Genomic DNA, 23,127 nt, shown 5'->3' with positions numbered 1-23,127 from the left:
GTTACCATCCTTTGCAGTTTGCCAGCAACACTCGTTCTCCATTGAGTTCCCAAATGATCGCTGTGACGTCTGCCATCGTCAGACTCTTTAGACTCGACCTGCCAAGGGTGCTCCACAATGAGGTGCGTTTCCCATCCAAGCGCCGCACCATGCGATCGTTGCTTGTGTCGAGCATCACCTGAAACTGGGCATCGTCATCCGGATCGATGCGGTACCAGGCGCTCGCGAAGAAATCAGGCTTCGTGCGTAAGCGAATATGTTTGATCTTGATGGGGCGCAACTTGGCTAGGTTGGTTGCGCGTATTCCATCGTCGCAGATGCCGGATGCTTCCCAGTCGGCGAGGGACCAGCGCCGTTCAACGCCCAACGGGTTGACTGCGTCTACGCCGGAAAAATCGACCTGGGTTACGTCAGTGCGGGAAAACTTCTCCCCGGAAAGAAATGGCGAGCCCGGCGGATTCTCTCCATTCAACCCGTTATATTGGAATAAAGATGATGCGATGGAGCGCGCCGAGCCAGGCAAGCCGGAGATGAGTAGTTCGTCTTCTTCCCCTTCCCTGAGAAAGGAGATAGGTGTTGGCCCACATTTTGGATATTTAATGGCAATGGGTGGTAACAGGCCAGCCAACTCCTTTTCCAACGGCGTGCGCGAAATATATACATTCAGTGCCGACGTGCCGTTGGTCACGATGGACCTTTTTGCGTGAAGCGAGGCAACGAAAGTATTCCAAATCAAATTTTCGTTTTTCTGCAGCGATTGCGTTAATTTATCGCGGCAGTCGGTATTCCCCAGCATCGGGTTCAGTTCATCGTTACGGGAAGCCACCAATACCGCAAACAGAAACTGCCGTTCAGCGTCGGTGAGCGTGTTTTCGCTACCGAGAAATCGGAGGGGGAGGCGGTCGGTAAGACTAAAGGGCAAGTAGATGTTTCGCCTCGAAAGTACCCCGCCGTAGACGGCCGTGGAATACACCACATCGCCTGCCGCCAGTTGTATGGTGGGATTCGGGGCTTTGGGATCGACCGGATGTGCTGGAGCCCCCTTTATGTTGTACATCGGCCCGGCCCCATCTGCCAGGATCGGCCCGGGAATGTCCGTGGCGCATCCTGCCAGACAGGCCGCCGCGGCGATGGCGCCAAGGGTCGTCCTGAAAGGCGCTGATACATCTGGAAACAACCGCGCAAACCGCTTTTGATGGAGCATGAGCTTCTCCGGGGTCAACCAGTTCGCAATCGCGAACCGCGATTGTTTGATATGTGTTTAGGACGCCACTTGAGCGGTGGCGAATCAAAAGCGACTATTTTCCCGGCAAGCGCCAACGGCAATTACGAGTTCGATCGCTGCAGCATGCCTTGCCGTTCATACATGAATGTGCGGAACGGCAAGGAAGCATTCCTTAAAATTCACGTTGAGAAACTAATGAAACGTAATAAGTTGGAATGAAATTTAAATAGGGAAAATATCAAAGATACTGACCACCAACGTCTGACTGTAAGCGCTACAATTTTTCGCGTGTAATCTACGCCGGCAGTTTTGCCTTGGTGGCGTCGATATACTTGCGCAACAAGTCAGTGATTGCCGCAATACCGGCACTGCCACCCGCGATCAAACCAGCGGTCAGCACAATGTCGATCAAGTGATAAAAAACAAGCTGAAATACTGGCAGGCTCGCCGGCACCACGTCTTGCAGGACTTCGAGTGTACGAAGCCCGGCGGCGCTGACCCCAAGCGCAATGAAAAGTGCTGCCCAAGCTTGCGCCTTGTCGCGTTTGGCTTCAACTGTGGCCAGCGTTTGTGCAGCCGGCTTCATCTTGTCCAAAAATTCTGCGCCAAAGTTGGCGTGACTCCAAGCAATCCTGGCAAGCCGTTCTTGGGTTTCCGCCTCGCGCAACGCAGCACCAAACCAGATTGAATTGAGAACGGCTGTTGAACGTTCAACGAAAACGGCCACGACAAAAAGCGAGGCGATCAGGTTGGATCCGACTGTGAGAATATCGGTTTTATACTTTATTCCAATAAATCCGTTGAAGGCTGCCCAATATGCAAGCATTAACACAGCGACGAGCAGAAATCCATTCCGTGCTTTCATTTTTTCTCCTGTGATCATTATGAAATGTATCCGCAGCAGCTCCCGACCATATCCGCGGACGGAGGCGGGGATTCTCATTAATTATTGAAAATTAATAAAAACAGAAAAATTGACAGCGCTTTATTATTGCTGTGATATTTTTTGAATTATTCAATATAACTTCATCAGCGCCCCATTGGAAGTGGTTTCTATGCGAATTGAATAAATTTCGCTAAACCTTTATTAAATCAAATCAGGGTACGTATAAATGCTATCTCTTTCGGGAGTTTTGGCAAATTAATTGATCTACCCAACGGCGGCACGGCGGGCGACTCGGCTTCACTCCGGTGGGCGCTGAACAAGTCCCCAGCACGCGGGGCCGATCAACCTCGTGCGAAAGGTGAACGTCGATCACTTAAGCAATCCAGTATTCGTGCAAATAACACTTTACTTAATGTGACCTTGCGTTGTCAATGGCGCATATCGAAGTTAGGGGGCACGTAATTGAACCGACGACTGTCCTGGTCCAGCTAGCAATCGCGCGCATGGATGACGGCAGATCTTCTCCAGTGTCGACCTAAACCTCCCTGCTGGCGTAGGTCACACTGTCGAGAGCAGATTGTTTCCTAGCATGATCGACGGGCTTGTTAAATCCGGCATCCGCCGGATCGTTGAACTTGCCTCAATAGGCCAACGGGTACTTGCCGTGGTCGAGCGGAGTTCCTTGCACGAGGACTACCACGTATCCGTTGCCATGCTCCTTGCGCGCCCCGACGACGAATACGCCTCTGACCGCCGTCTTAGCAGCCTTCACGCCCGCCTGAGCGCCCGATCCGATTTCGGTCCAACTGCTTATTGCGACAGAACCAAATAATGACCTGACACCGCTCCACCGACCCTAAACTTCACCCCCTTGCGCAACACTCGCCGCCAGCCCGGTGGGCACGATCGACGAAACGGTCGGTCACGATGACCGAAACGACAGGTCACGTTCGCTGAAATACGCAGCCAACTCGAAGAGTGTTCCCTCATTCGTTCCGCCGGTCAACTCTAGGGTCCTAACGCCAGGAACATTTAACGCGACAGCGACGATTTTATTGGGAGGTTGAATCTGCTGTTGATGCAGCAACGTGCCCATCGCATCCAGAGCACTCAGAGTGACGGGTTCTGCAAAACTACCAACCTTTAGTTCCAGTTGGTCGAATGACTTCGACAGTTGGATTCTCAACCCCGCCGAATCGAAACCCAGTCCTATGTCATTTTCCCGGGCATGCACCATCAAGTGGCCAGCAGCACCGCCAATGGCATCAAAGCGCTGACTAGCAATCGCGAATGAAGTTTTCATGACGTGACCGGCCGGATACGTACGGAAGTCGATGACCAAATTTGCACTCATAGTGTCTTTCTTTAGGCTAGGTTGAAGCGTGCCGAACCTGCTCCGCGCCTACGCTGGCGCGATCAACCAACTGCTTGCAAACGTAGACCGGCTTAGGTTGATCTGAGTCATTCGCAGCCAGCGGCCTGAGCGGCTGCGTTTAGCGGAAGCAGAAATCGCAGTGCGAAAACTACAGCGTGCATACCACCCTCAACAGAATGCGATACAAATGCGAGCGGGAAGACGCGGAGGCTTATGAAGCCGTTTGTACCGAGTGCGTCGAGGTGCGCGGCTGGCTACAGCCGACCGTTGTGCCGCTGGTCACGCCAGTTCGAGGACGACTCCAATAAATTGAATCGGCAACTCGAGGTCGAGCTTCTGGTCCCGTGCGAACTCCCGCACATACAACGTGCGCAGCCCAGTGTCGCTCGCAGTTTCATTCTCGATGCGAGTTAACCTGACATCGATCGCATCACCGACCGGACCCCCATTGGGTCCGAGGTTCTGCAATGATGCCGTGATCGTGTGGGTGCTGTCGCGCGAGGGTGTAGGATGGAAAAAATGGCGTTCGCGTCCACTTATTTCGATGACCACCCCAGGCCAGATTGCGGAATTGATCAACGTCAAGGAGATCTCCAGATCTTCGTAAATTGCGAGGCTGGTGCTGCGTCCCGAATTGAGTTTCGTTGTCGACGAGCGCAGCCGGAATTTCCTAGATTGGCTAGCACCAGCGGCGAGCACCGCTTCTTCGGGGGGCTCTGTTTGTGAGGTGGGCGCCGGTGATACTTCGAGTATGAGATGTTGCGAAAAAGCCTGCCCGCACGGAACGTCCCTCGTATCGTGTTCATAGTCCAACGCCCAGCCGAACAGCGTGGAAGGATCAAGATAGGCGGCGCCAGAGACCGACTCCCGAACAGCAATGTGGAGGTGGCTCGAATAACCGTTGCAACGGTTCGGCACCGTGCAGGCGTTGTCGTCGGCATTGCCGGTGCATCCTGTATACCCTATCAAATCCCCCTTCCTCACTTGCCGGCTAACTCCGACTACAGCGCTAAGGTGTCCATACAGTACGTCGTACTTCCTGTTGTCCGACCCCGTGAACGTGATACCGACCTTGATGCCCAGATCGTCGCCGGGAGCTGGGTCGGGGTAGAGCATTGCGTAACCGTCCGCGATCGCAACAACCGCGGTGCCAACCCGTGCATAGATATCGTCGCCACGGTGCGTTGCGCCGTTGCGCGGGTGGCCGAACCGGCTCCAACTCGGTTTCCATCGGTCGTTGCCGTCTGAGCGCCGGTAGTAGCCCCGTAGCTCTCCGGCATACCCCGAGCTCGGACTGCCCCCGGGCTTCTGTACCGGGTAGGGATCCTTGAACGGCGACGCCCGGATGCCTTGGAGCGCTTCTACACGCGGTGCAGCGGCCTCGCGCTCGGGTGTTTCGCCCGACTCAAGAAATCGATGAAAGTCCCCGGATGCGGGGCCGAGAGTGTGCGGTTTGTCCATGGTGAATATCCAAATCAAGAGTGTTCATGCGTCCTTGCCTCGGAGCGCCGGTTCGACTCCGAGGGCCAGCCGCGAATGCTCCGAGTAACAGGCCGACGAAGGTATTGCCCTGGCTCTTTATCAATGTGTGGGTGAAGGGGCTGTCGGTCACACCCTGTTAATTCCCGGTATCAATATACAAATAGTAAAAAACTATCATGACACCGGCGAAGTACACGAAACCCGTTAGCGTCTGTAACACAGCAAGTCAACCAGCCGGTGAACCTATTGGTCCTCCCCACCTGAGCATTGAGGGAAACCGCGACTTAAGTCTAGCCCGTGCCTTGGCTAAACCAATGGCGGCGCCGAAGAGCGTTGCCAGCGTGGCGGGCAATGGCAAGGCCAGCCGCTCTAGCCACGGGTTGATACGCGGGTATTTCGTTGTCAGGTCGCAATGCTCGCTGATGGCCCTTACTCCGGTGCAATCTACACTCTCCTGCCCTCCCGTAATGGTTGCAGCGAGGAAGATGAAACAGCCGAACAGCAGCGTAGCAATGATGATGATGAATCTTGCAAGAACTTTCATTCTTCTGCCTCATGGGGTTTAGCACTAATTCATTCGCTGAGGGGACTTCCGGGAGCCTGGTCGCGTCCTGCTCGCTTCCACACGCAACTTCGGTTTGTCGACTGAGCCCTTCTTGGCCGCGACCGGACCCCGCACTCGACACAGCGCGAGGAATCGCGCCGGTGCCGCCCCGTTTACGGAGCGGAATCTGGCTCCCTCATCACACCAGAGCCCCAGCGCGCATAACCCTCGCACCTCGGTAAACCAAGCGTAAGCCGCTCCTACTTTGCCGGCCATCGCTCTTTTGCGACCACTAAAAAACGCTGAAAAAAATTTCGTCCATAATACTTCCAGCGAGAGTATTCAGATATGTCAAAACATCTCGCTTGTAGCCGGCGACCAGCTGTAATCCAGATGGGCTTCAATAAAGCGATAAAACATCTTCTCATTCGAGACGATAATGAAATTCAGCTACATTGGTTGCTCTCAATAATTCAGCTAGGCCTGTTAGTATTTTAGTTATTTTTATTATTAAAAAGTGCATTCGCTGTTATTGTTGTATTACTTGTGTGCTTGTTGAATGGGGGGGCTTTGCAATAAATATTTCAATTGGTTGGTTAAAATGGCTCATCAAACGAGTTTGTCGGCGCTTTGAAATTTCTGTGATTTCCCCCAAACTTTACCGACGGGTTGGTTCAATAGATATATTCTTTCTAGGGGGTGAATTTGGGTGTTTTTACCAAAATGAAGGTATGGCAAATTTGTGTCCTGCTTAGCATCCCAACCCCCGCGCCGTATGGCCTGCGTTCTCAAAGAAACGTAGATCTGGTGAAACACGGAGTGCAGCATCCACATGATCGACGTATCGCTGGCGCCAGCAGTTTCGAGCCGTTGATTGGCATGGTTTGGGAGTCGTCAGCGAGATTGGTGAGCGCCGAGCGCCGAATCCCGTTTGAGATATCGAGTCGAATTTCGACGTTTCCCATGGCGCTGCCTTTCATCATCAATGGTGGAAGTTGGCATGCCAGTACGTAGAGAAGAATACGATGTGTTCCTCAACGCCGCCGGGATTGACGTCGGCGTACTTAGTCACTGGGTGGCGGTGCCGTGGTCGCTGGCCGCCGCGGCGGCGAGGAGCAGATCCGCGAAGTCGGCACGATGACTGACGACTTGGTTGGACTTGCACTCTGGCTGGTGGCTCTCGGTGTGGACACCGTGGCCCTAGAGCCGACGGGCGTTTCTGGAACCCGGCGTTTGAGGTACTGGAGCAGCACGGGCTGAAAGTGTGGCTGATTGATGCTCGACAAATGAACTAGTCCGGCCAGTAAAACCCCGCCAAGCCCCATTGCCATTGACATCTCGGGGTGAACGCCAATTGTGCCCATGAGTGCTCGCTTCGTAACAGAAATTTCTTGATCGGGAAATTTGCGTGATTCCAACTCAAATCGGCGTGAAATTGCCCCGTTCGGGAAATTTCCTGATCACCGGGCGTAACGCGAAAAGCCCGTCCATCAAATCAAGTTGTGCAGCTTGGCAATTCGAAGTGCTGAACGGCGATTGGGGGCACCGAGCTTGTTGTTGAGTCGCTGGAACCGGCAGTCGATGGTTTTGGCTTCGGTGTTCAGGGCGGCGGCGATGACTTTGCTGCAGTGGCCAGCTTCCTCATGGCGCAGCAGCGCGAAATCGTCAGCCGTGAGGTGGGATTTGGCGAGCAACTCGCGCTTGATCTGGTATTGCCACCATTGGCTCAATTCCATCGCCAAGGGCCAGGCCAACAGTTTGAAGAGCGCATATCCACCCCCTTCAAAGTAGCCGTCCACGAAGGAACCAATGGTCAGCACCGCCGCACGAGAGTGGCCGGACGATGAAGGCGCTGGCACGATCACGGCTGATTTGAAGCCATGCTGCGACGCTGCCTGCGCCCACTCCTGTTGACGCGGCGTCTGCAGTGTCAATTCGCTGGCCCGAATGGGTTTGGAGCAGTGCATCGCGTGAAGTAGCCAAGGGTCGTCCGAAAACCAGCTGTTTTCTGAACAGAGCCGCCCCCACGCAGGGTCGCAGGCCAGCAGTACGCGGTAGGACGCAAATATGGCGTCGTTGCGAATGAAACTGGTGAAGACTGCCGCGTCGGCACCAAGACGAGTGACGGCCAGTTTGAGCAGTCCGAGGCATTCAGCGCAATCCGCTGCATCCTCAATCAGCGCCACCACTTCACAGACTTTTTGGGCGTAGCCAGGTGACTGGGTCAGTGCCAACAGACTGGGGTGGTCACCGGTCAGCATGATGTATGTCCCCACCCAGGCGCTTGAGTTGGCCGAACAAGATCGGGTGCTCAAAGCGGATCGAGTCGCTGTCGCACCACAGGGTAAACAACTTGCTGGACTCGAAGATCATGCACTGCACGTATTGCTCGGTCAGCGACACCCACTGGTGGTGTTCAAGGTACAGCCCTACGGCTGAGGCTTGCAGCAAGAAGCTAATGCGGCCGTCTTCGCTGGTCAAGGCAAAGTGGCCGCCGGCCTCGGCCACATTCGACGCCCGTGCCGCCTGGGCCATCATCAAACGGAGTCGCCTGGCGTGCAGTTCGGCGGTCTTTGGACCGAGCGCTGGCCATGGCTCTTGGTCCGGATCGGCGGCTTCGGTGTTCGCGTCTTTATGTCGACTCATCACTGCTCCCCTGGGCTTTGAAAGCCTGTGGGCCGCTCGAAACGGCGGCTGAGCATCGTTCAGTGGCGGGCGGCCACTGCGATGTCTGATTGGATGCCTCAATAACAAGGCAGTCCATCGCAGCTTGGTGTCAACGTGTAACCCAGTCAGCGCGTCAAATGACTTCTCAAACAGGTGCGCGGCTGGCAATTTCGTCAGCCACTGCCTGTAAATGAATGGAGCGCCGATGGAGTACCAAGTCCTTGGTGATATCTGTTCTCTTTGAAAGTTAGCGATGTGGGTAGCGATTGCAAGGGAACCTCGCCCTGACAGCGAATATTGGCCCGGCCGCGAGGTACTGGCGGCCTTGGATGCGATTGCCTGGCCTGTGGCGTGGGTCTATGTGCTGGCGCATTTGCCGGTGCCTTTGGGCCTCGTCGGTCCGTTCTTCAGCACCGTGGCAATCTTGTTGGGCTTGAACCGTTTACACCGGGCGTTATGGATCAATCATCGCTATCGGTTCACGACTTGGGCGGTGGCGAAATTTCTTGGTCTGCTGATGGTGACGGGTTGGATTCTGAAGGCCGCCATGCTGTGGACGGCGCACTGAAAATGAAGGCGAGATGACGATGCAACTTGCAACTCAAGTTACATGTGCCGCAAGTCGACGTCATTCAGTGTTTGGCCGATGGCCGAGCTTCGCTCCACCGATCCAAGTCGGCCCGTCGCCAAGCCACGGCTCGCAGACCGAGGCGAACCGGGCAGGGGAATTGCTGGTCGGCGATCAAGCGGTAAATGGTTGATCGACCCAAACCCGTCAGACGGATGACTGAATGCATGCGCAAAAACTGCGGGGCGAGGGCGTCGATTGAAGCGGCGCTTGGTTCTGGTTGCGAAGTTGGCATGGCTGGCCTCTTTTGCTGCAAGTGCTTCAACTTTAGAAGGTCATGGAACAGCGGCGGTGCTGGATTTGCGCTCAAATCTTGCTTTAGGTGGCCATTGGGCCGCACAAACCGATGGTGGACTTTATGATGTGGTCAAGTGCGCTTCGAGTAGCGGCTCAAATTCTTTGCCCGTATTGATTTGATCAAACGCTGGCAGTTCACGCTGAGGCTGTGAATTTTTGACGAGCTCGGTATCGCTCCAAGAAATAACGTCTGAAATGTTCGGTATGTGTGAATGGGCTTCAAGCATGCCGGTGTCGATCGCGGACTTGAATTATTGCGAACGTGAACGGGGGCAAAATTGGGGGCAACTTTTTATGAATTTGGAAAAATTTCATAGTGCGTTCAATTCCCCCCGGCCCACCAATATAAAAACCCCTAAGTATTTGATTTACTTAGGGGTTTTCTCTTTTTCGGCATTCTATTTTTGTCCTGCTCCTTCCTGTTTCGACTTGGTTCTCACATAGGATTCACATATTTCTCACATGCGAATGAACAAGCACAGCCCAGAGTAGTTGGACGCCGTACTGGCGGGGCGGCCGATCGAAGCCAAGTTTCTCGCCCTCGGATACCCAGCGCCCATAAGTGCGCTGCACCATTTCGACGGTCTTGTGGCCCAGCGGCTTGGAGATAAAGGCAGGGTTGTCGCCCTGGCTGAGCGTCTGGCTGCGAAGGTGTGGCGCAACTGGTAGGGGTTGCGGTGGGCGATCTTGGCGTCTTTGTGGGCCGCCTTCCACACCCGGGCCAGCGTGCTGTCGCGCCAAGCGCTATCTTTCGCGTCGGCCGGGGTGTTGGTGAAGAACTGCTGGCCCGCCAGCTGCATCAGCTGTCGAGCAATCGGCTGCTCAGGTACAGTCCTATCCGCATCTGGAGATGGGCCGACGCCCACGCCAACCTGCCTTCCCGGGCAAGGTGGATCGCGCAAGCGGATGAGGCCTCAGCGGGGGCAAAAATACGGGAGCTGCGTCGGCCCTGCTCATTTGTTATTTCGGAGGGCTTTGTTTTGTTTGAATCAATCATTGGTAGCGGCCTCGTGCAGGCCTATCGGGAAACCGAATACAAGGTGCATGGCGACGAAACCTTCACGCTGAAAGTGGAGGAGGCCAGCCCGGCCCTGGCCGCCGCACACAAGCTTCACGGCTGCGATTGCAGCGCCTACATCACCGCCTGGAATCCCCTCGGCGAAGACCAAGAGATCGAAGTCAACACCCAGCGCAACGCTGGACTGGCCGCCGAGCTTGCCCAGCTCAGCCTCGCCAGCATCGAAGGCATCGGTCAGCATCCGACCAACCAGCGGCCCGGCGAGGCGAGCTACCTGATCTTTGGTTTAACTTTGCCGGAGGCCAAGGCGCTGGGCGAAAGTTATGCGCAGAACGCGATTGTCTGGAGTGGCGCTAACGCCGTGCCGCAGCTGATCATGTTGCGCTGAATCCGGGTGACCTATGAATAGCTCGCACGTCGCCGCGCACCGGCCCTGGATGGTGTTGCAGCTGCCGCACCATTCGGTCGAGTTGCTGTCTGAAATGCCTACTTTTCATCATGGATAAATTCTTGCTGCAACAGCAGGTGCTGGAACGGCTCGCCGAAGACCTGCTGCAAGCCGAACAGGCCGCGCGGGCTGCCCATGAAACGGCGACTCACGAAGAAAACATCGCCGAAAACAAGTACGACACCTTAGGTCTAGAAGCCGCTTACCTGGCCACCGGCCAAGCTCGTCGCGCCGAAGCCATCCGCCAGGCCATAGTCAATTGGCGCCAATTCCGCCCGCGCCCCTACGATGCCAGCAAAGGTATACAGCTCGGCGCGCTGGTCTGCCTGGTCGATGCCGACGACAAGCAGCAACAGCTCTTTCTCGGCCCGGATGGGGGCAGCATGAAGTTGCTCAGCGGCGCTCAGCTTGTTCAGGTCATCAGCGGCGAAGCCCCGTTGGGCAGGGCCATGCTGGGTAAATGCGAGGGTGATGAGGTGGCTATACAGGTCGCTGCAATCCGACAGCAGTTTGAGGTGCTGCGGGTTCAATGAGCCGCAAGCAATTTCACGCCGAAGCGATGAGAAATTTATCGCCCTGAGCCCTTTTGGACGCTTTGCACAACTCCTAACGGCATTCCCTGGCGGGGCCTGCGGCCTTGCATTTTTTGCCAAAAGCTGCGGCTACGGCAGTGGTTCGCGCCTTGCCTGACGAACGAGTGCATCTATTTCGTTTGCAAGCTTGTTGGCGAACCTATGCCTTGGCAGCCGCGTCGGCGTCCAGCCCTCATTGCTGTAGGCGCCCAGCAATCGATCGAAGAGCCTGCCGGCGTCGTCAATCAAGGCTGGGTCCAGGCCTTGCAGATGGGGCTGCAGGACGATCGCGACCTTTTCATCGCTGTTCTTGTTGTTGTTCTTGTTCTCGGGCAGCGGATTGCGCCTGTCTATCCAGTCGGCAAGCAGCAGCCACATGACGCCAGGGCTCTTGACCAATTGGCCCAAGCGCCAGAAAGCCCGGCTGACGTTCGGGTGCACGCACAGCGCCTGGCAATGCGAAGCCAGCCCGTAGATTTGGCCACCATGCTCGAGGTGCTCGGCGACGGCCAGGCACAGCTGCGTCAAACTGGCAGGCAGCGCCGGTGGCTTGAATTCGAAGGGGCTGCCCCCGCTCGGGCGACGGCCGCCGGTGTTTTTGTCTCTGAGGCTTTGCACCAAGGCTGCTGCGAGATCTGAGCTTGTCATCGTCATCATCATTTTTCTGTTCTCCGGGGGGGTATGCCAAAACTGGAAAAAAGGGGCGCAAGAGATCGATTGACGGGTCTCATCGCAGCCTTCTTGGAAACAATGATGAAGATCCAGAAGCTCAAATACCGAGCTAGTCCATGGAATAGGGCGCTTGGGCAGCGATCGGTCGGTCGCATTTGGAGGCTACAGTCTGGGTGGCTCAAGTCCTGAGCGTGTCAAACGATTTTGTTCAATTCCGCCATGTCAAAAACTGCTCGCGTCTACAAGATCGAAATGTTGATCCGCAATCGCGGTCATGTGAGTTTTCAGGAGATGAAGGAAGAGTTGGAGGTGTCGGACGCCACGCTCAAGCGCGACCTCGAATATTTGCGCGATCAACTCGGCGCGCCGATCGAGTACAGCCGCCTTGATGGGGGCTACGGCTTTGGCGCCGGCTACCGAGGGCAAGAAAAGCATGAGCTGCCGGGCCTGTGGTTCAGCGAGCGCGAGCTGTACTCGCTACTGATGGCGCACCAGATGTTGAGCGAGTTGGGCTCCGACGGAGTCATCAGCCGCCATCTGGCGCCCTTGCTGGAGCGCATTCATGTGCTGCTGGCCCCCGGCGAGGCCGACGCCAAGGGACTGCTCAAACGCATCAAGATCATCAGCCCGGCCAAGCGCCCGGTGCCGACGCAATTCTTCGAGATGGTGGGTGAGGCACTATTGAAGCGGCACCGTCTGCACCTGCGCTATTTGACGCGTGGCAGGGCCGCGGTCAGCGAGCGCGATGTGTCGCCGCAGCGCCTGGTTCATTACCGAAACACCTGGTATCTGGATGCTTGGTGCCACTCGCGTGATCAGGTCTTGCGTTTCGCCCTGGACGCGATCGAAGAGGCGACGACGCTGGAAGCCCGGGCCAAGGAGATTCCGCTCAAGCAGATTCAGGCCGAGATGGACGGCGGCTTCGGCATCTTTGCCGGCGAGAAGCGGCAATGGGCAACACTGGTGTTTCAGGAGAAGGCCGCCCAATGGGTCAGCCGCGAGGAGTGGCACCCGGAGCAGCAGGGCGTTTGGCTGGAAGACGGCAGCTATGAGCTCAAGATCCCCTTTGTTCACGAGACCGAGATCGTGATGGACATTCTGCGACATGGCAATCAGGTCAAGGCGGTGGCGCCGGCAAGTCTTGTGGCCGAGGTGGCGAGGCAGTTGGCAGAGGCCGCAGCTCTGTATTGAATGGGCTTGGGGTGAGCGGGGTTTGGCATGCCGACACCTGCGCGATGTCGACCCGCGAGCAGGCTGCACCAAGGTAACTTCGAGCTCGGCATGGCCGCATTGTTGGCCGAACTGCTGGCGGAACAGCGTCGGTGCGCCAAAGGTGGGCAAAGCATAGTTCCTCTGGCTCATGCTATGAGCCTTTGTGCGCAAAGTTGTCGATGAAACCAAGCAGAAGCTGACATGCACAGCGCACTCCCACTAAGGCCTATCATCCTGCTGCGCCCGACCTTGTACGGCAGCCTGAAGCAAGGCGAAAGCAACCAAACGACTTGATCATGAAAAACATCCTTCCCTTGCAGCTCCTGTTTGCCCCGTCTTTGAGTGACCCTCAGCCGCTAATTCTGTATCACGGCAAAGGCTGCTCCGACGGTTTCGCTGCGGCGCTTGCCGCCTGGATCTACTACGAGGGGAGGGCCGAGTTCATGGGTCTCGATCATGGCCAGATTCAGACCTTGGCGGACTTGCCGGTTGTTGCAGGCCGCGCGATCTATGTGCTTGACTTTTCTTTTCCTGCCGAAATTCTGAGCGCCATTGAGGACGGTGGCGCCGCCAAGCTTGTGCTGCTGGATCACCACAAGAGTGCGGCCGAAAAGCTCACAGGCTTTAACTGCCGCTGCGGCGTAGTGCACTTCGACATGAGCAAGTCTGGCGCTCGGCTTGCGTGGGAGTTTTTTCATCCCGAACAGCCTTTGCCCGACCTGGTGCGCTACATCGAAGACCGGGACATCTGGGCCTGGCAATATCCGGAAAGCGGCGCCTTTTTGTCGGCGCTGGATATGGAAGCCAAGGAGTTTGTGCGCTGGCAAGAAATCGCGAACTTTGATCCGGATGAGGTGGCTAGCTTCATGTCTCGCGGCGCGGCGATGGACGAAAAATATCGCAAGCTGTGTGCCGACTTGGCCGAAGGCGCTCAGCCGCTGAGCTTCAATGGCGTCGAGGGCTTGATGGTCAATGCACCGGGCATGTTTCACAGCCTCGTCGGTGATTTGCTGTCGGCCAAGTCAGGCACTTTTGCCCTGATGTGGAGCGCGGGGCAGGGCGGCGCAGTGAAATGCGGGCTGCGCTCGCAGCGCAACTTTGATTGCATCTCCTTGGCCGAAAGCATGGGCGGCGGTGGGCACGCGCAGGCCTGTGGTTTCAGGATGGGGGTGGAACGTTTGCCGGACTTGCTCGGCGGCACATTCAATGCCCGAAGTGGCGCGGACATCAGTCAAGCTGACTAAGAGAAGTCGGAGCCATTCTAGGTCTAAGACGTCCGCGCAAAGCGGCATCGATCAGCTTTTTGACCTTAAGCGCCTGTTCTCGCTCGGCCATCATCTACAGTCCGGCAAGCCAATGCTTCATACCCATGTGAAGTAGCAAGCACCATCAGAGGCGCCATGATCACTGCCCCGACTCCTGCGAACGAAGACGACAGGCTGAGCGCCTTGCGCCAATTGCTGATTCTGGATACGCCGCCGGAGGAGCGTTTTGATCGCATCGCCGCCTTTGCCGCCGACGAGTTCGATGTGCCGATTGCCGTGGTTTCGCTGGTTGATTCAGACCGCACTTGGTTCAAATCCCATTGCGGCATGGAGGCCTGCGAAGCACCGCGCGATATTTCGTTTTGTGGCCATGCCATTCTGAGTGATGAACCCCTGATCGTTCCAGATGCCTTGCTGGACCCACGCTTTGTGGACAACCCTCACGTCGCGCACGAGCCGCATGTCCGTTTCTATGCCGGCGCATGCCTGAAACTCCCCAGCGGCCAAAACGTGGGCACGCTCTGCCTGTTCGATTTCAAGCCCAGGGAGATGGACCGGGTTGCCCTGGCCATATTGGGCACGCTGAGAGACTTGGTGGTCGAGCAGCTTCTGATCAATTCGGCGCCGCCATGATCGGCCTGGAAAAACCGCTCCTCGCCGTCAATGGCCCTGAAATATTGATCATTGAGCACAGCGCCATGGTCGGCAACATCATTGTGTCGACGGCGCGGCAGTTGGGCTTGCAAACGCTGAGGCTGGTCAGCAGCGCCCGCAGCGCTCACCACTTTATGGAACACCAAGCCTTTGTCGGCTTGATTGCTGCGCTGGATGATGAGGAAGAAGCGATGGCGCTGATCCAAAAACTGCGCACAGGCCAGTTCAGAAGTCCCGAGAACATGCCTGTGGCGATCACCACCGGATTTTGCAGCGCGGATCTGGCCCACCGGCTCAAGGCCTTGGGTCCGCGCCGAATACTGATAAAGCCGTTCAAGATTCGTGATCTTGTGACAACCATTGAGGCGCTGACAGATCACCCCTAGATCACTTCTTATTCCCTTTTCTTATTCCTTTTTGTTCGCAACTGAAAGCCCACCTTCCCCGCATGCAAGCAGCCGCCGTACCCTTTGCCGACGCCACGGCCCAAACCATCTCGACCGCTGTGCCCCATGCGGTGCGCACGGCAACGGTGCGTGATGATCTGGTCGGCTGGGTGATGGCAGGTCATAAGCGGCTGGTGACGCCGGCCGGTGAAGTTAGCTTTGCGGCGGGCCGGGTGTTTGTGGTCCCGCGCCTGACGCAGTGGGACATGGTCAACGAGCCCCGGCCGGGCGGGCGTTATGAGGCGCGGCTGATCGCGTTCGCGCCGGCGCTTGTCGAGCGCTTTCACGAACAGTTCGGCCAGTTTGCCGGCACGCCGCCAGTGCAGGGCTGTGCCAGTTCTGCCGCAGATGAAGAATTCACCGCGACCTTTGGTCTTGCCATGTCGGCGCTCTTGTCTTCGAGATCCGACGGCAAGGCTTCACCCGCCGTCTGTGAGCACCGGGCGCTCGGCGTGCTGCTCTTGCTGGCGGAGCGCGGCCTGGTGTTCTCGGCCGCCCGCGAGTTGGCTTGGGGCGACCGGGTGCGTCGTTTGGTCGGTCAGCGGCCGCAGGCGAATTGGTCTTTGAACGAGGTGGCAGCAGCCTTCCATTTGAGTACCAGTACCTTGCAACGTCGCCTGGCCGATGAGGAGGTGACCTTCAGTCAGTGCCTGCGGGAGGTGCGGCTCGAAACCGCGATGGCCTTGCTGCAAGATTCGGCGCTGCAGGTTTCCGAGGTCGCGGCGCGTTGTGGCTACGACTCTCACAGCCGGTTCTCGGCTGCGTTTCGTGAGCGCTTCGGATTCACGCCGTCCCATCTGCGGCCTTGAACAATTGTCCAAAATTGCAAGCTTGCGCTATCGCGCACAGCAATTGAGGCCTGCGGGCTAGGGCTAGGCCGCCAGTCGGCGCACCATAGCGTTTCTGACATTTTTTTTGAAAGTTTGATGATGAAAAGCATCCTCCTGGCCAGCGCGCTGATCGGCGCCTCCTCCCTCATTCACGCCGCCGGCTTCCAACTCAGCAGCCCCGAGATCAAGGCCGGCAGCGTGATGGACCAGAAGTTCGAGTTCAACGGCTTTGGGTGCTCGGGCGAGAACAAGTCGCCCGCGCTGCAATGGAGTGGCGCACCCGCCGGCACCAAGTCTTTTGCCGTGACGGTGTATGACCCCGACGCCCCCACCGGCTCGGGCTGGTGGCATTGGTCCGTCATCAATCTGCCGGCCGAAACCACCTCGCTGGCGGCCGACGCTGGCCTGGTCGGCGGGGCCAATCTGCCCAAGGGCGCCAGCCATGTGCGGATTGACTATGGCGTCGCCGCGTGGGGCGGCACCTGCCCGCCACAGGGTGACAAGCCGCATCGCTACATCTTCACCGTGCACGCGCTCAAGACCGAGAAGCTGGAGATCCCGGCTGACGCCACTGCCGCACTGGCCGGCTACATGATCAACGCCAACGCACTGGGCAAGGCCAGCTTCACGGCCAAGTACGGGCGCCCCAAGGCCCAGTAAAGCCCAGTAAAGCCCAGTAAAGCCAGGACCAGTCGAAGTCAGCCGACGAAATTCCCATTTCGTCGGCCTCGAACCGGACCGGTCGCACAGGGCTTTCCGGCCGTGCCTGGCCGCTCAACAATGAGCGCAGACGGGCGAGCAAGCGTGGATGCGGGGCCTAAGTCGCCTCAATCCATCCGTCAATCGCTCGCTCGCATAATGACGCTCCGCCTAGCCCTGCCTCGATGAAAAAAGCCTTTCTGTCGGTCTTCAATTTGCGCGTGATCGCTGCCATGTTGGCCTTGAGCGTGCTCTTGGCTTTGGCGCGGGCGCTGACTTGGTTCACAGAAGAAGGCGAGGGCGCAGGCGCCCGGCAATGGCTGCTCATGGTCGCTTCCTATGCGGGCCTGGCGCTGTTGCCGGGCTTATTCATTTTGCTGAGCGCCGCCTGTGCCGAGGCCGCCTTGGCTGCTTGGCGCAAGTGGCATGCCATCGGGCCGCGAGGCGAATGGCTGCTGCGTGTGGGGCTGGTGGTGTCGGGTCTTGCCCTGGCCATGTTGCTGCGTTTTGCATGGACCCAGCACAAGGTCCCCGAGGCGGCGATGCCCTGGGGCTTCTTCTGGACGCGCTTGGCGCTCTATAGCTTGCTCGGCTGTATGGCCTATGCGGTGCTGATTGCGCGTATGAAAGACCGGCAGATCCAAGAGAGCTTGGTTTTGGCCCGGCGCCAGAGTGAAGCCCTGCGCACGCAGCATATGGAAGCGCAGATGGTGGCCTTGAACGCGCAGATCGAGCCACATTTTCTTTTCAACACCTTGGCGACCACCCGCCGCTTGTACGCGACGACCCCCGATCGGGGGCGCGACATGCTGGGCAGCTTGATCGCCTATTTGCGCGCGGCGCTGCCCGGCATGCGCGAGCAAATGTCGAGCTTGGGGCAGGAGTTGGAGCTGCTGCGCAATTACCTGCACATCCTGCAAATGCGCATGGGCGAGCGGCTGAGCTTTGAGATCACCGCCGAGCCCTGCTTGCTGGGCCTGCGCCTGCCGCCCTTGATTCTGGCCACCTTGGTGGAGAACGCCATCAAGCATGGGCTAGCGGCGCTGCCCGAGGGTGGGCATCTACAAATCAGCGCTCAAACCCTGGCCAGCGCTGATCGCAGCGAGGTGGTCTTGGAAGTGCGCGACAACGGCGTCGGCTTTGGTGCGAGCGCCGGCAGCGGCACCGGCAACATAGGCGGTAGCGGCGTCGGCCTGGCCAACACCCGGGCCAGATTGCTGGCCTGCTTTGGGCCCCGCGCCAGCTTGGAGTTGGAGGCGCTGCAGCCCCGAGGCGTGCTGGCCCGGATTCGCCTGCCTTTGCCGCAGGGGGATGGACGGTGAGCAACCTGTCTTTGGCCATGGCTCATCTGCTGCGCAGTTGGCGATCCCTGCGCGGCCGCGAGTTGATTTGCGCTTTGTTGATGGCGCTCTATCTGGGGACCGAGAGTTTGGGGCCCATGGTGGACTTTGCCCCGGTCGCCCAGCCTTGGGTTCCGTTGGCCATCGCCACGGCTAGGCTCTTGTTTCAAGCGCTGGTCTTTTTGCTGTGTTGGTTGCCGGCCGATCGCAGCGAATCCGCTGACCTTGGCGCGCGCACTCGGCGCCTGATCTTGGCGGTCGGGGTCGGGGCCGGCGCTGCGGCGATCTCGTCCAATCTTCTTATCCCTTTGCTTGCCCCGCTGGTCCTGCCCTGGCTGCTGGACCCCGCTGCCTTACTGTCGGCCTGCAGTGCCTGCCGGGCTCAAAACCTGCTGCACAAATCCTGGATCAATGTGCTGGGCGAGGCTTTGTATGTGGGGCTTGTGGGGGGCTTGTTGGTGGCGCTGGCCGAGATGCGCGCGCGCCGCCGAAACAAGGACTTGGCGCTGCAGCGCTTGCTCGGTGAGCAGAGTCGTTACGCCGAGGCCGCGATGGCCGCGCGGCTTCGCGCCAAGATTGCCCAAGTTGACCCGCAGCAGTTGTTTGATTCGCTGCTGTCGATTGAACAAGCCTACGCCCAAGGGCAGCCCCAAGCGCCGGCGCAATTGGATCAGTTGATTGCGCGCTTGCGCAGTGCCATGAGCGCTGGCCGGCAAGCTTGAACCCCAGCTCTGATGGAGATGATTGATGAGCAGAACCTACACCGCCGTGGTGGCCGAAGACGAGGCCACGCTCAGGCAAGAATTGATCGAGGCTTTGGGCCAAGTCTGGCCCGAGCTGTGCATTCTGGGCGAAGCCGCCGACGGTATCGCGGCGCTGCGCCTGGTGGCCGAGCACCAGCCTGATGTCGTGTTTTTGGATATTCAGATGCCGGGTGCCACCGGGCTGGAAGTAGCCGCTCAGCTAGCTGGGCAGGGGCGCTCGCATATTGTTTTCGTGACGGCTTACGACCAGTACGCGATCGAGGCCTTTGACGCCGGCGCAGTGGACTATTTGCTCAAGCCCTTGTCGGTGCCGCGCCTGTTCACCACCATCCGCCGCCTCAAAGAGCGCCTGCTGGGGGCACCCGCTGACCTCGGGAGCGTGTTGAAGCAATTGTCGCGAGATCCGCTTGAGGCAGAGCGGAGTTCGCCATCGAGTCCGCAGCCTGGAGCGCAAGCGCGTGCGCCGCTGCGCTGGATCAATGCCTCGGTCGGGCAGACACTCAGGCTGCTGACCGTTGACGAGATCTTGTACTTCCAGGCCGACACCAAATACACCCGTGTGGTGACGCGCGACGCCGAGGCCTTGATTCGCAAGCCGCTCAAAGAGCTGGCGGAGGAGCTCGATGCCCATCAGTTCTGGCAAATCCATCGCTCGACGCTGGTCAATGTCGCAGCCATCGCCGGCGCCAGCCGAGACTTCCGCGGGCGCTTGCAGTTGAAACTGAAAGACAGACCCGAGTCGCTGCTGGTGGCCGAGAGCTATACGCATCTGTTCAAGCAGATGTGAGCGCGGCTCAAACTCAGCTTTAAGCACAGACCTGCGGCTCCAACATCTTGCCCGCAGACAAGCTGATCTGGCGCCCGCAGCGCGCCGCCAGCCCCTGGTCATGCGTGACCATCACCAGCGTGGAGCGATGCTCGCGGGTCAGGTCGAACATCAATTGCATCACGGCTGTTCCGGTGGCCGAGTCCAGACTGCCGGTCGGCTCATCGGCCATCAACAGCGCCGGTGCGGTGACAAAAGCGCGCGCCAGGGCGACCCGCTGCTGCTCACCGCCCGACAGGTATTTGGGGTAGTGGCGCAGCCGGGCTGCCAGACCCACCCGGTCCAGCATCGCGCGCGCTTTCTCGCCGGCTGACTTTTCACCGCGCAACTCCAGCGGTAGCGCCACGTTTTCCAGCGCGTTGAGATGTGGCAAGAGCTGGAAAGACTGAAACACGAAACCGAGCTTGTGCTTGCGCAGAATCGCCCGGCCGTCTTCATCCAGAGCAAAGATGTCCTGCCCCTCCAGCCAGACGCTGCCCTGGCTGGGGCTGTCCAGGCCGGCCAGCAGGCCCAGCAGCGTGGACTTGCCGGAGCCCGACGCCCCGAGCAAGGCCAATGTTTCGCCCTTTTGGACCGAGAACGAAATGTCTTGCAGAATCGTCAGCGCGCCACCGGCATCGGGGACTTGTTTGCCAAGATTTTTGACGCTGATGGCTGCGGTCTGCGCTGTTGCCGGCGGGGCATCTGTGTTCGAGTTGTTCATGTTGATGGCCTGTAGATAACAAGTTACGGTCTAGACGCCGCGCAAGCTCAGCAGCGGTGCTTGTGTGAGGATCTTGCGCAGGCCCAACCAGCCGCCCAGCACTGCGCAAACGGCGCCCAGGATCAGGCCCGCCAGCCAGAGCTGAGGCGAGAGGCCCCATGCGAGGTGGAAGATGAATTTGGCCAGCGCCCAGCTGATGGCCGCAGCGCCGCTCGCGGCCAGCAGGCCGGCCAGGCCGCCCATCAGCAGGTATTCGAGCCACTGCGCGCTGCGCAGCTGCTGGCGCGTCGCGCCCAGGGTTCGCAACAGGGCCGCTTCTTGCATGCGCAGGTCTTGCGAGCCGGCCAGCGCCGCGTACAGCACCGCCACGCCGGCGGCCAGCGTGAAGGCAAACAAGAACTCCACCGCCGCCGCGACCTGATCCAGCATCTCGCGCGCTTGCTGGAGCAGGGTGCCAAAGTCGAGCACGCTGAGGTTGGGGAACTCGTGCAACAGCTCGGTGATCAGCCGCTGCTCGCCGTCCGGCAAGAAGAAGTTCGTCAGATAGGTGCGCGGCAGATCGACGCTGCTGTCGGGCTTGAACAAAAAGCCGAAGCTCAGGCGCTGGAACTGCTCTTCGTCCTGGCGCAGGCTGGTGATGCTGGCGCTGTAAGTCTGGCCGGCTAACGCGAAACTCAGGCGGTCACCCAGTTTCAGCCCCAGCCGCTTGGCGATTTGCTCGTCGACCGATACCTCGGCCCTTTTGGGGTCACTCGGCTCAGCCGCCCCATGCTGCTGATGCCAACGACCGGCCGTGATTTTGCTTTTCGGCGGCAGCCGGTTGGTGTCGGACAGATCGAACTCCCGCTCGGCCAGCGCCTGCGCCTTGGCGTCGCTGAACTTGATGTCGGCGATGTTTTTGCCGTTGATTTGCGCCAAGTGGCCGCGCATCTGGCTTTGCATCTCGGGCGAGCCGATGCTGGCCAGCCTGGCGCTGATCGCGGCGGCTTGCTGCGGCATGATGTTGAAGATCACATGGTTGGGGGCGTCGGCCGGCGTACTGTCTTGCCATGACTTGATCAAGTCCTGGCGCACCAGGGTCAAGAGCAGCAAGGCCATCAAACCGATGGACAAGGCGACGATCTGGGTCACGGTGGCGGCCGGTCGGCGTTGCAGCGCAGTGACGGCGAAGCGCCAGGTGGGCAAGGTGGGGAAGGCCCCCGCTGTCAGCTTGAGCGCCCGCATGCTCAAGACTGCGGCAGCAGCGAAAAGCGCAAAGCCGAGCAGGAAGCCGATCACGCTCAAACTGGCCAGGCGCACATCGCCGGTCTGCCACAGCAGCAGGCCAACAAAGGCCAGCAGGCCTAGGCCGTAGCTGGCCAGGGTCAGCCCCTTCATCGGCAGCGGTTCTTGGCGCATGACGCTGACCAGCGGTACATGGCGCAGCTGCAGCAAAGGCGGCAGCGCAAAGCCCAGCAGCAAGACCAATCCGCTGGCCAGGCATTGCAAGGCCGGCAGCCAGCTTGCAGCAGGCAGTTCTTTGCCGAGCAGCTTGCCCAGCCATTCCAACAGCAGCAAATGGCCGGCGTAACCGATGGCCACACCGGCTGCGCTGCCGAGCAGGCCGACCAGCAAGAACTCGATAAAGAAGACGGCGCCGAGCTGATTTTGGGTCAGGCCCAGCACGCGCAGCATTGCGCTGGCGTTCAGGTGGCGCAGCATGAAGCGGCGTGCCGCCATCGCCACCGCCACCGCTGCCAACAGCGCCGAGAGCAGGCTCACCAGGGCTAAAAATTGCTCACCCCGCTGCAGCACGGCACCCAGTTGAGCGCGGCTGGAGGCCAGCGAATCGATCTGCAGATTCTTCAATTTGCGCGCCTCGGCCTTGGCTTGCAGCTCGGTCTTGAACGCTTCCACCGACGCGGGCGCCCCGGCCAGCAAGAGGCGGTAAATCGCCAGCGAGGCGGGCCCGATCAACTGGGTGGCGGCCAGGTCGGCCTGCGCGATCATCACCCGGGGCGCGAACCTGCGCATGGCGCCGCTGCTGTCGGGCTCGCTGGCAATAATCTGCGTGACCCGAAAGGTCTTGTCGCCGAGTTGCAGCGGCTCACCCAGCTTGAGCTTGAGCTCGCTCAGCACCAGCTTGTCGACCCAGGCGCTGCCTGCTGACGGCGTTGCGGGCGTGGCAAGGGTTCGTTCCTCCCCTGGCTTCAAACGGATCTGGCCGCGCAGCGGGTAGCCAGCGCTGACCGCCTTGACCCCAACTAAATGCGAGCGGGTGTCGATTCCTTGGCCGGCCATGGCCACGCTGAGGGTTTCAATGGTTTGGGCCGCCTGCAGGCCGCGCTGCAGGGCAGCTGCCTGCCAATCGGGGCTGAGCGGCGTATCGCTGGCGATGCGCAAGTCGGCGGCCAGCATCTGGCCCGCATCGCGGTCCATGCCGGCCCGGATGCGGTCGACAAAAAAGCTCACCGAAGCGATCGCCGCAACCGACAGCGTCAGCGCGATCAACAGGAACTGCAATTCACCGGCGCGCCAATCGCGCAGCGTCATCGACAAGGAAAACTTGGGGGTGTTCATGGGCATCCACCGGAA

The 23,127-nt window shown here is 58.9% G+C and carries 24 protein-coding genes, 1 pseudogene and 1 riboswitch; of the genes and pseudogenes, 14 read left to right on the top strand and 11 right to left on the bottom strand.

Features of this window, described 5'->3' with window-relative positions:
- Window position 1: 1 nt before the first annotated feature.
- From LNV09_RS07480 to LNV09_RS07460, 5 genes are all read right to left on the bottom strand, one after another.
- Complete coding sequence (locus LNV09_RS07480; protein ID WP_263556468.1) at window positions 2–1,204, bottom strand: hypothetical protein; 1,203 nt, start codon at window positions 1,202–1,204, stop codon at window positions 2–4.
- Window positions 1,205–1,520: 316 nt separating this feature from the next.
- Window positions 1,521–2,090: a hypothetical protein gene (locus LNV09_RS07475; RefSeq protein WP_263556467.1), complete on the bottom strand. Its 570-nt coding sequence runs from the start codon at window positions 2,088–2,090 to the stop codon at window positions 1,521–1,523.
- A gap of 943 nt (window positions 2,091–3,033) precedes the next feature.
- Window positions 3,034–3,465, bottom strand: a complete 432-nt coding sequence (locus LNV09_RS07470; RefSeq protein WP_263556466.1) for a hypothetical protein — start codon at window positions 3,463–3,465, stop codon at window positions 3,034–3,036.
- A gap of 300 nt (window positions 3,466–3,765) precedes the next feature.
- Complete coding sequence (locus LNV09_RS07465; RefSeq protein WP_263556465.1) at window positions 3,766–4,947, bottom strand: M23 family metallopeptidase; 1,182 nt, start codon at window positions 4,945–4,947, stop codon at window positions 3,766–3,768.
- Between the two features lie 247 nt (window positions 4,948–5,194).
- A complete protein-coding gene (locus LNV09_RS07460) occupies window positions 5,195–5,512 on the bottom strand; it encodes a hypothetical protein (RefSeq protein WP_263556464.1) in 318 nt (105 codons plus the stop codon).
- Between the two features lie 1,000 nt (window positions 5,513–6,512).
- Between LNV09_RS07460 and LNV09_RS07455 the strand changes: the two are divergent.
- A pseudogene (locus tag LNV09_RS07455) lies at window positions 6,513–6,801 on the top strand (IS110 family transposase); the annotation flags it as partial.
- Between the two features lie 201 nt (window positions 6,802–7,002).
- Here the strand turns inward: LNV09_RS07455 and LNV09_RS07450 are convergent.
- A complete protein-coding gene (locus LNV09_RS07450; protein WP_263556463.1) occupies window positions 7,003–7,773 on the bottom strand; it encodes an autoinducer binding domain-containing protein in 771 nt (256 codons plus the stop codon).
- Window positions 7,760–8,158 carry a hypothetical protein gene (locus tag LNV09_RS07445; protein ID WP_263556462.1) on the bottom strand — a complete coding sequence of 133 codons (399 nt, stop codon included), beginning with the start codon at window positions 8,156–8,158 and terminating at the stop codon, window positions 7,760–7,762. The genes LNV09_RS07450 and LNV09_RS07445 overlap by 14 nt, the downstream gene beginning before the upstream one ends.
- 274 nt (window positions 8,159–8,432) lie before the next feature.
- On the opposite strand from LNV09_RS07445, the gene LNV09_RS07440 reads away from it, so the two are divergent.
- Complete coding sequence (locus tag LNV09_RS07440; protein ID WP_263556461.1) at window positions 8,433–8,747, top strand: hypothetical protein; 315 nt, start codon at window positions 8,433–8,435, stop codon at window positions 8,745–8,747.
- A 64-nt stretch (window positions 8,748–8,811) separates the two neighbouring features.
- On the opposite strand, the gene LNV09_RS07435 is transcribed toward LNV09_RS07440, so the two are convergent.
- Window positions 8,812–8,976, bottom strand: a complete 165-nt coding sequence (locus LNV09_RS07435) for a helix-turn-helix transcriptional regulator (protein WP_318023274.1) — start codon at window positions 8,974–8,976, stop codon at window positions 8,812–8,814.
- 41 nt (window positions 8,977–9,017) lie between these two features.
- Between LNV09_RS07435 and LNV09_RS07430 the strand changes: the two genes are divergently transcribed.
- From LNV09_RS07430 to LNV09_RS07420, 3 genes are all read left to right on the top strand, one after another.
- Window positions 9,018–9,224, top strand: coding sequence for a hypothetical protein (locus tag LNV09_RS07430; protein ID WP_263556796.1), 207 nt, complete (start codon window positions 9,018–9,020; stop codon window positions 9,222–9,224).
- A 715-nt stretch (window positions 9,225–9,939) separates the two neighbouring features.
- Window positions 9,940–10,045, top strand: a riboswitch (SAM-I-IV-variant riboswitch).
- A gap of 39 nt (window positions 10,046–10,084) precedes the next feature.
- Complete coding sequence (locus tag LNV09_RS07425) at window positions 10,085–10,510, top strand: DUF3293 domain-containing protein (protein WP_263556459.1); 426 nt, start codon at window positions 10,085–10,087, stop codon at window positions 10,508–10,510.
- A 110-nt stretch (window positions 10,511–10,620) separates the two neighbouring features.
- A complete protein-coding gene (locus LNV09_RS07420; protein ID WP_263556458.1) occupies window positions 10,621–11,103 on the top strand; it encodes a GreA/GreB family elongation factor in 483 nt (160 codons plus the stop codon).
- Window positions 11,104–11,232: 129 nt separating this feature from the next.
- On the opposite strand, the gene LNV09_RS07415 is transcribed toward LNV09_RS07420, so the two are convergent.
- The gene (locus tag LNV09_RS07415) at window positions 11,233–11,790 is read right to left on the bottom strand and encodes a hypothetical protein (RefSeq protein WP_263556457.1); all 558 of its coding nucleotides are present in this window, start codon (window positions 11,788–11,790) and stop codon (window positions 11,233–11,235) included.
- 243 nt (window positions 11,791–12,033) lie between these two features.
- Between LNV09_RS07415 and LNV09_RS07410 the strand changes: the two genes are divergently transcribed.
- The 9 genes from LNV09_RS07410 to LNV09_RS07370 all read left to right on the top strand — a co-directional run bounded on the left by LNV09_RS07410 (window position 12,034) and on the right by LNV09_RS07370 (window position 19,811).
- Window positions 12,034–13,005 (top strand): helix-turn-helix transcriptional regulator, encoded by a 972-nt coding sequence (locus LNV09_RS07410; RefSeq protein WP_263556456.1) that lies wholly within the window; start codon window positions 12,034–12,036, stop codon window positions 13,003–13,005.
- A 317-nt stretch (window positions 13,006–13,322) separates the two neighbouring features.
- Window positions 13,323–14,270, top strand: a complete 948-nt coding sequence (locus tag LNV09_RS07405; protein WP_263556455.1) for a DHH family phosphoesterase — start codon at window positions 13,323–13,325, stop codon at window positions 14,268–14,270.
- 156 nt (window positions 14,271–14,426) lie between these two features.
- Entirely contained in the window at window positions 14,427–14,924 is a 498-nt protein-coding gene (locus tag LNV09_RS07400; protein ID WP_263556454.1) for a GAF domain-containing protein, read from the top strand.
- Window positions 14,921–15,331 carry a response regulator gene (locus LNV09_RS07395; RefSeq protein WP_263556453.1) on the top strand — a complete coding sequence of 137 codons (411 nt, stop codon included), beginning with the start codon at window positions 14,921–14,923 and terminating at the stop codon, window positions 15,329–15,331. The genes LNV09_RS07400 and LNV09_RS07395 overlap by 4 nt, the downstream gene beginning before the upstream one ends.
- A gap of 62 nt (window positions 15,332–15,393) precedes the next feature.
- The gene (locus LNV09_RS07390; protein WP_263556452.1) at window positions 15,394–16,200 is read left to right on the top strand and encodes a helix-turn-helix transcriptional regulator; all 807 of its coding nucleotides are present in this window, start codon (window positions 15,394–15,396) and stop codon (window positions 16,198–16,200) included.
- Window positions 16,201–16,320: 120 nt separating this feature from the next.
- On the top strand, window positions 16,321–16,881 hold the full coding sequence (locus tag LNV09_RS07385; protein WP_263556451.1) for a YbhB/YbcL family Raf kinase inhibitor-like protein: 561 nt from the start codon (window positions 16,321–16,323) through the stop codon (window positions 16,879–16,881).
- A gap of 224 nt (window positions 16,882–17,105) precedes the next feature.
- The gene (locus LNV09_RS07380; RefSeq protein ID WP_263556450.1) at window positions 17,106–18,242 is read left to right on the top strand and encodes a sensor histidine kinase; all 1,137 of its coding nucleotides are present in this window, start codon (window positions 17,106–17,108) and stop codon (window positions 18,240–18,242) included.
- Entirely contained in the window at window positions 18,239–18,982 is a 744-nt protein-coding gene (locus LNV09_RS07375) for a hypothetical protein (protein WP_263556449.1), read from the top strand. The genes LNV09_RS07380 and LNV09_RS07375 overlap by 4 nt, the downstream gene beginning before the upstream one ends.
- A 25-nt stretch (window positions 18,983–19,007) precedes the next feature.
- On the top strand, window positions 19,008–19,811 hold the full coding sequence (locus LNV09_RS07370; RefSeq protein WP_263556448.1) for a LytR/AlgR family response regulator transcription factor: 804 nt from the start codon (window positions 19,008–19,010) through the stop codon (window positions 19,809–19,811).
- 19 nt (window positions 19,812–19,830) lie between these two features.
- Here LNV09_RS07370 and LNV09_RS07365 read toward each other — a convergent pair whose 3' ends face one another.
- Together LNV09_RS07365 and LNV09_RS07360 are read right to left on the bottom strand one after the other, a co-directional pair.
- The gene (locus tag LNV09_RS07365; RefSeq protein WP_263556447.1) at window positions 19,831–20,553 is read right to left on the bottom strand and encodes an ABC transporter ATP-binding protein; all 723 of its coding nucleotides are present in this window, start codon (window positions 20,551–20,553) and stop codon (window positions 19,831–19,833) included.
- A gap of 30 nt (window positions 20,554–20,583) precedes the next feature.
- The gene (locus tag LNV09_RS07360; protein ID WP_263556446.1) at window positions 20,584–23,112 is read right to left on the bottom strand and encodes an ABC transporter permease; all 2,529 of its coding nucleotides are present in this window, start codon (window positions 23,110–23,112) and stop codon (window positions 20,584–20,586) included.
- Between the last annotated feature and the right edge of the window lie 15 nt (window positions 23,113–23,127).

This window comes from Paucibacter sp. B2R-40 (genome assembly GCF_025717555.1).
GTDB lineage: Bacteria > Pseudomonadota > Gammaproteobacteria > Burkholderiales > Burkholderiaceae_C > Paucibacter_A.
This window is presented reverse-complemented; position numbering and strand designations above follow the sequence as displayed.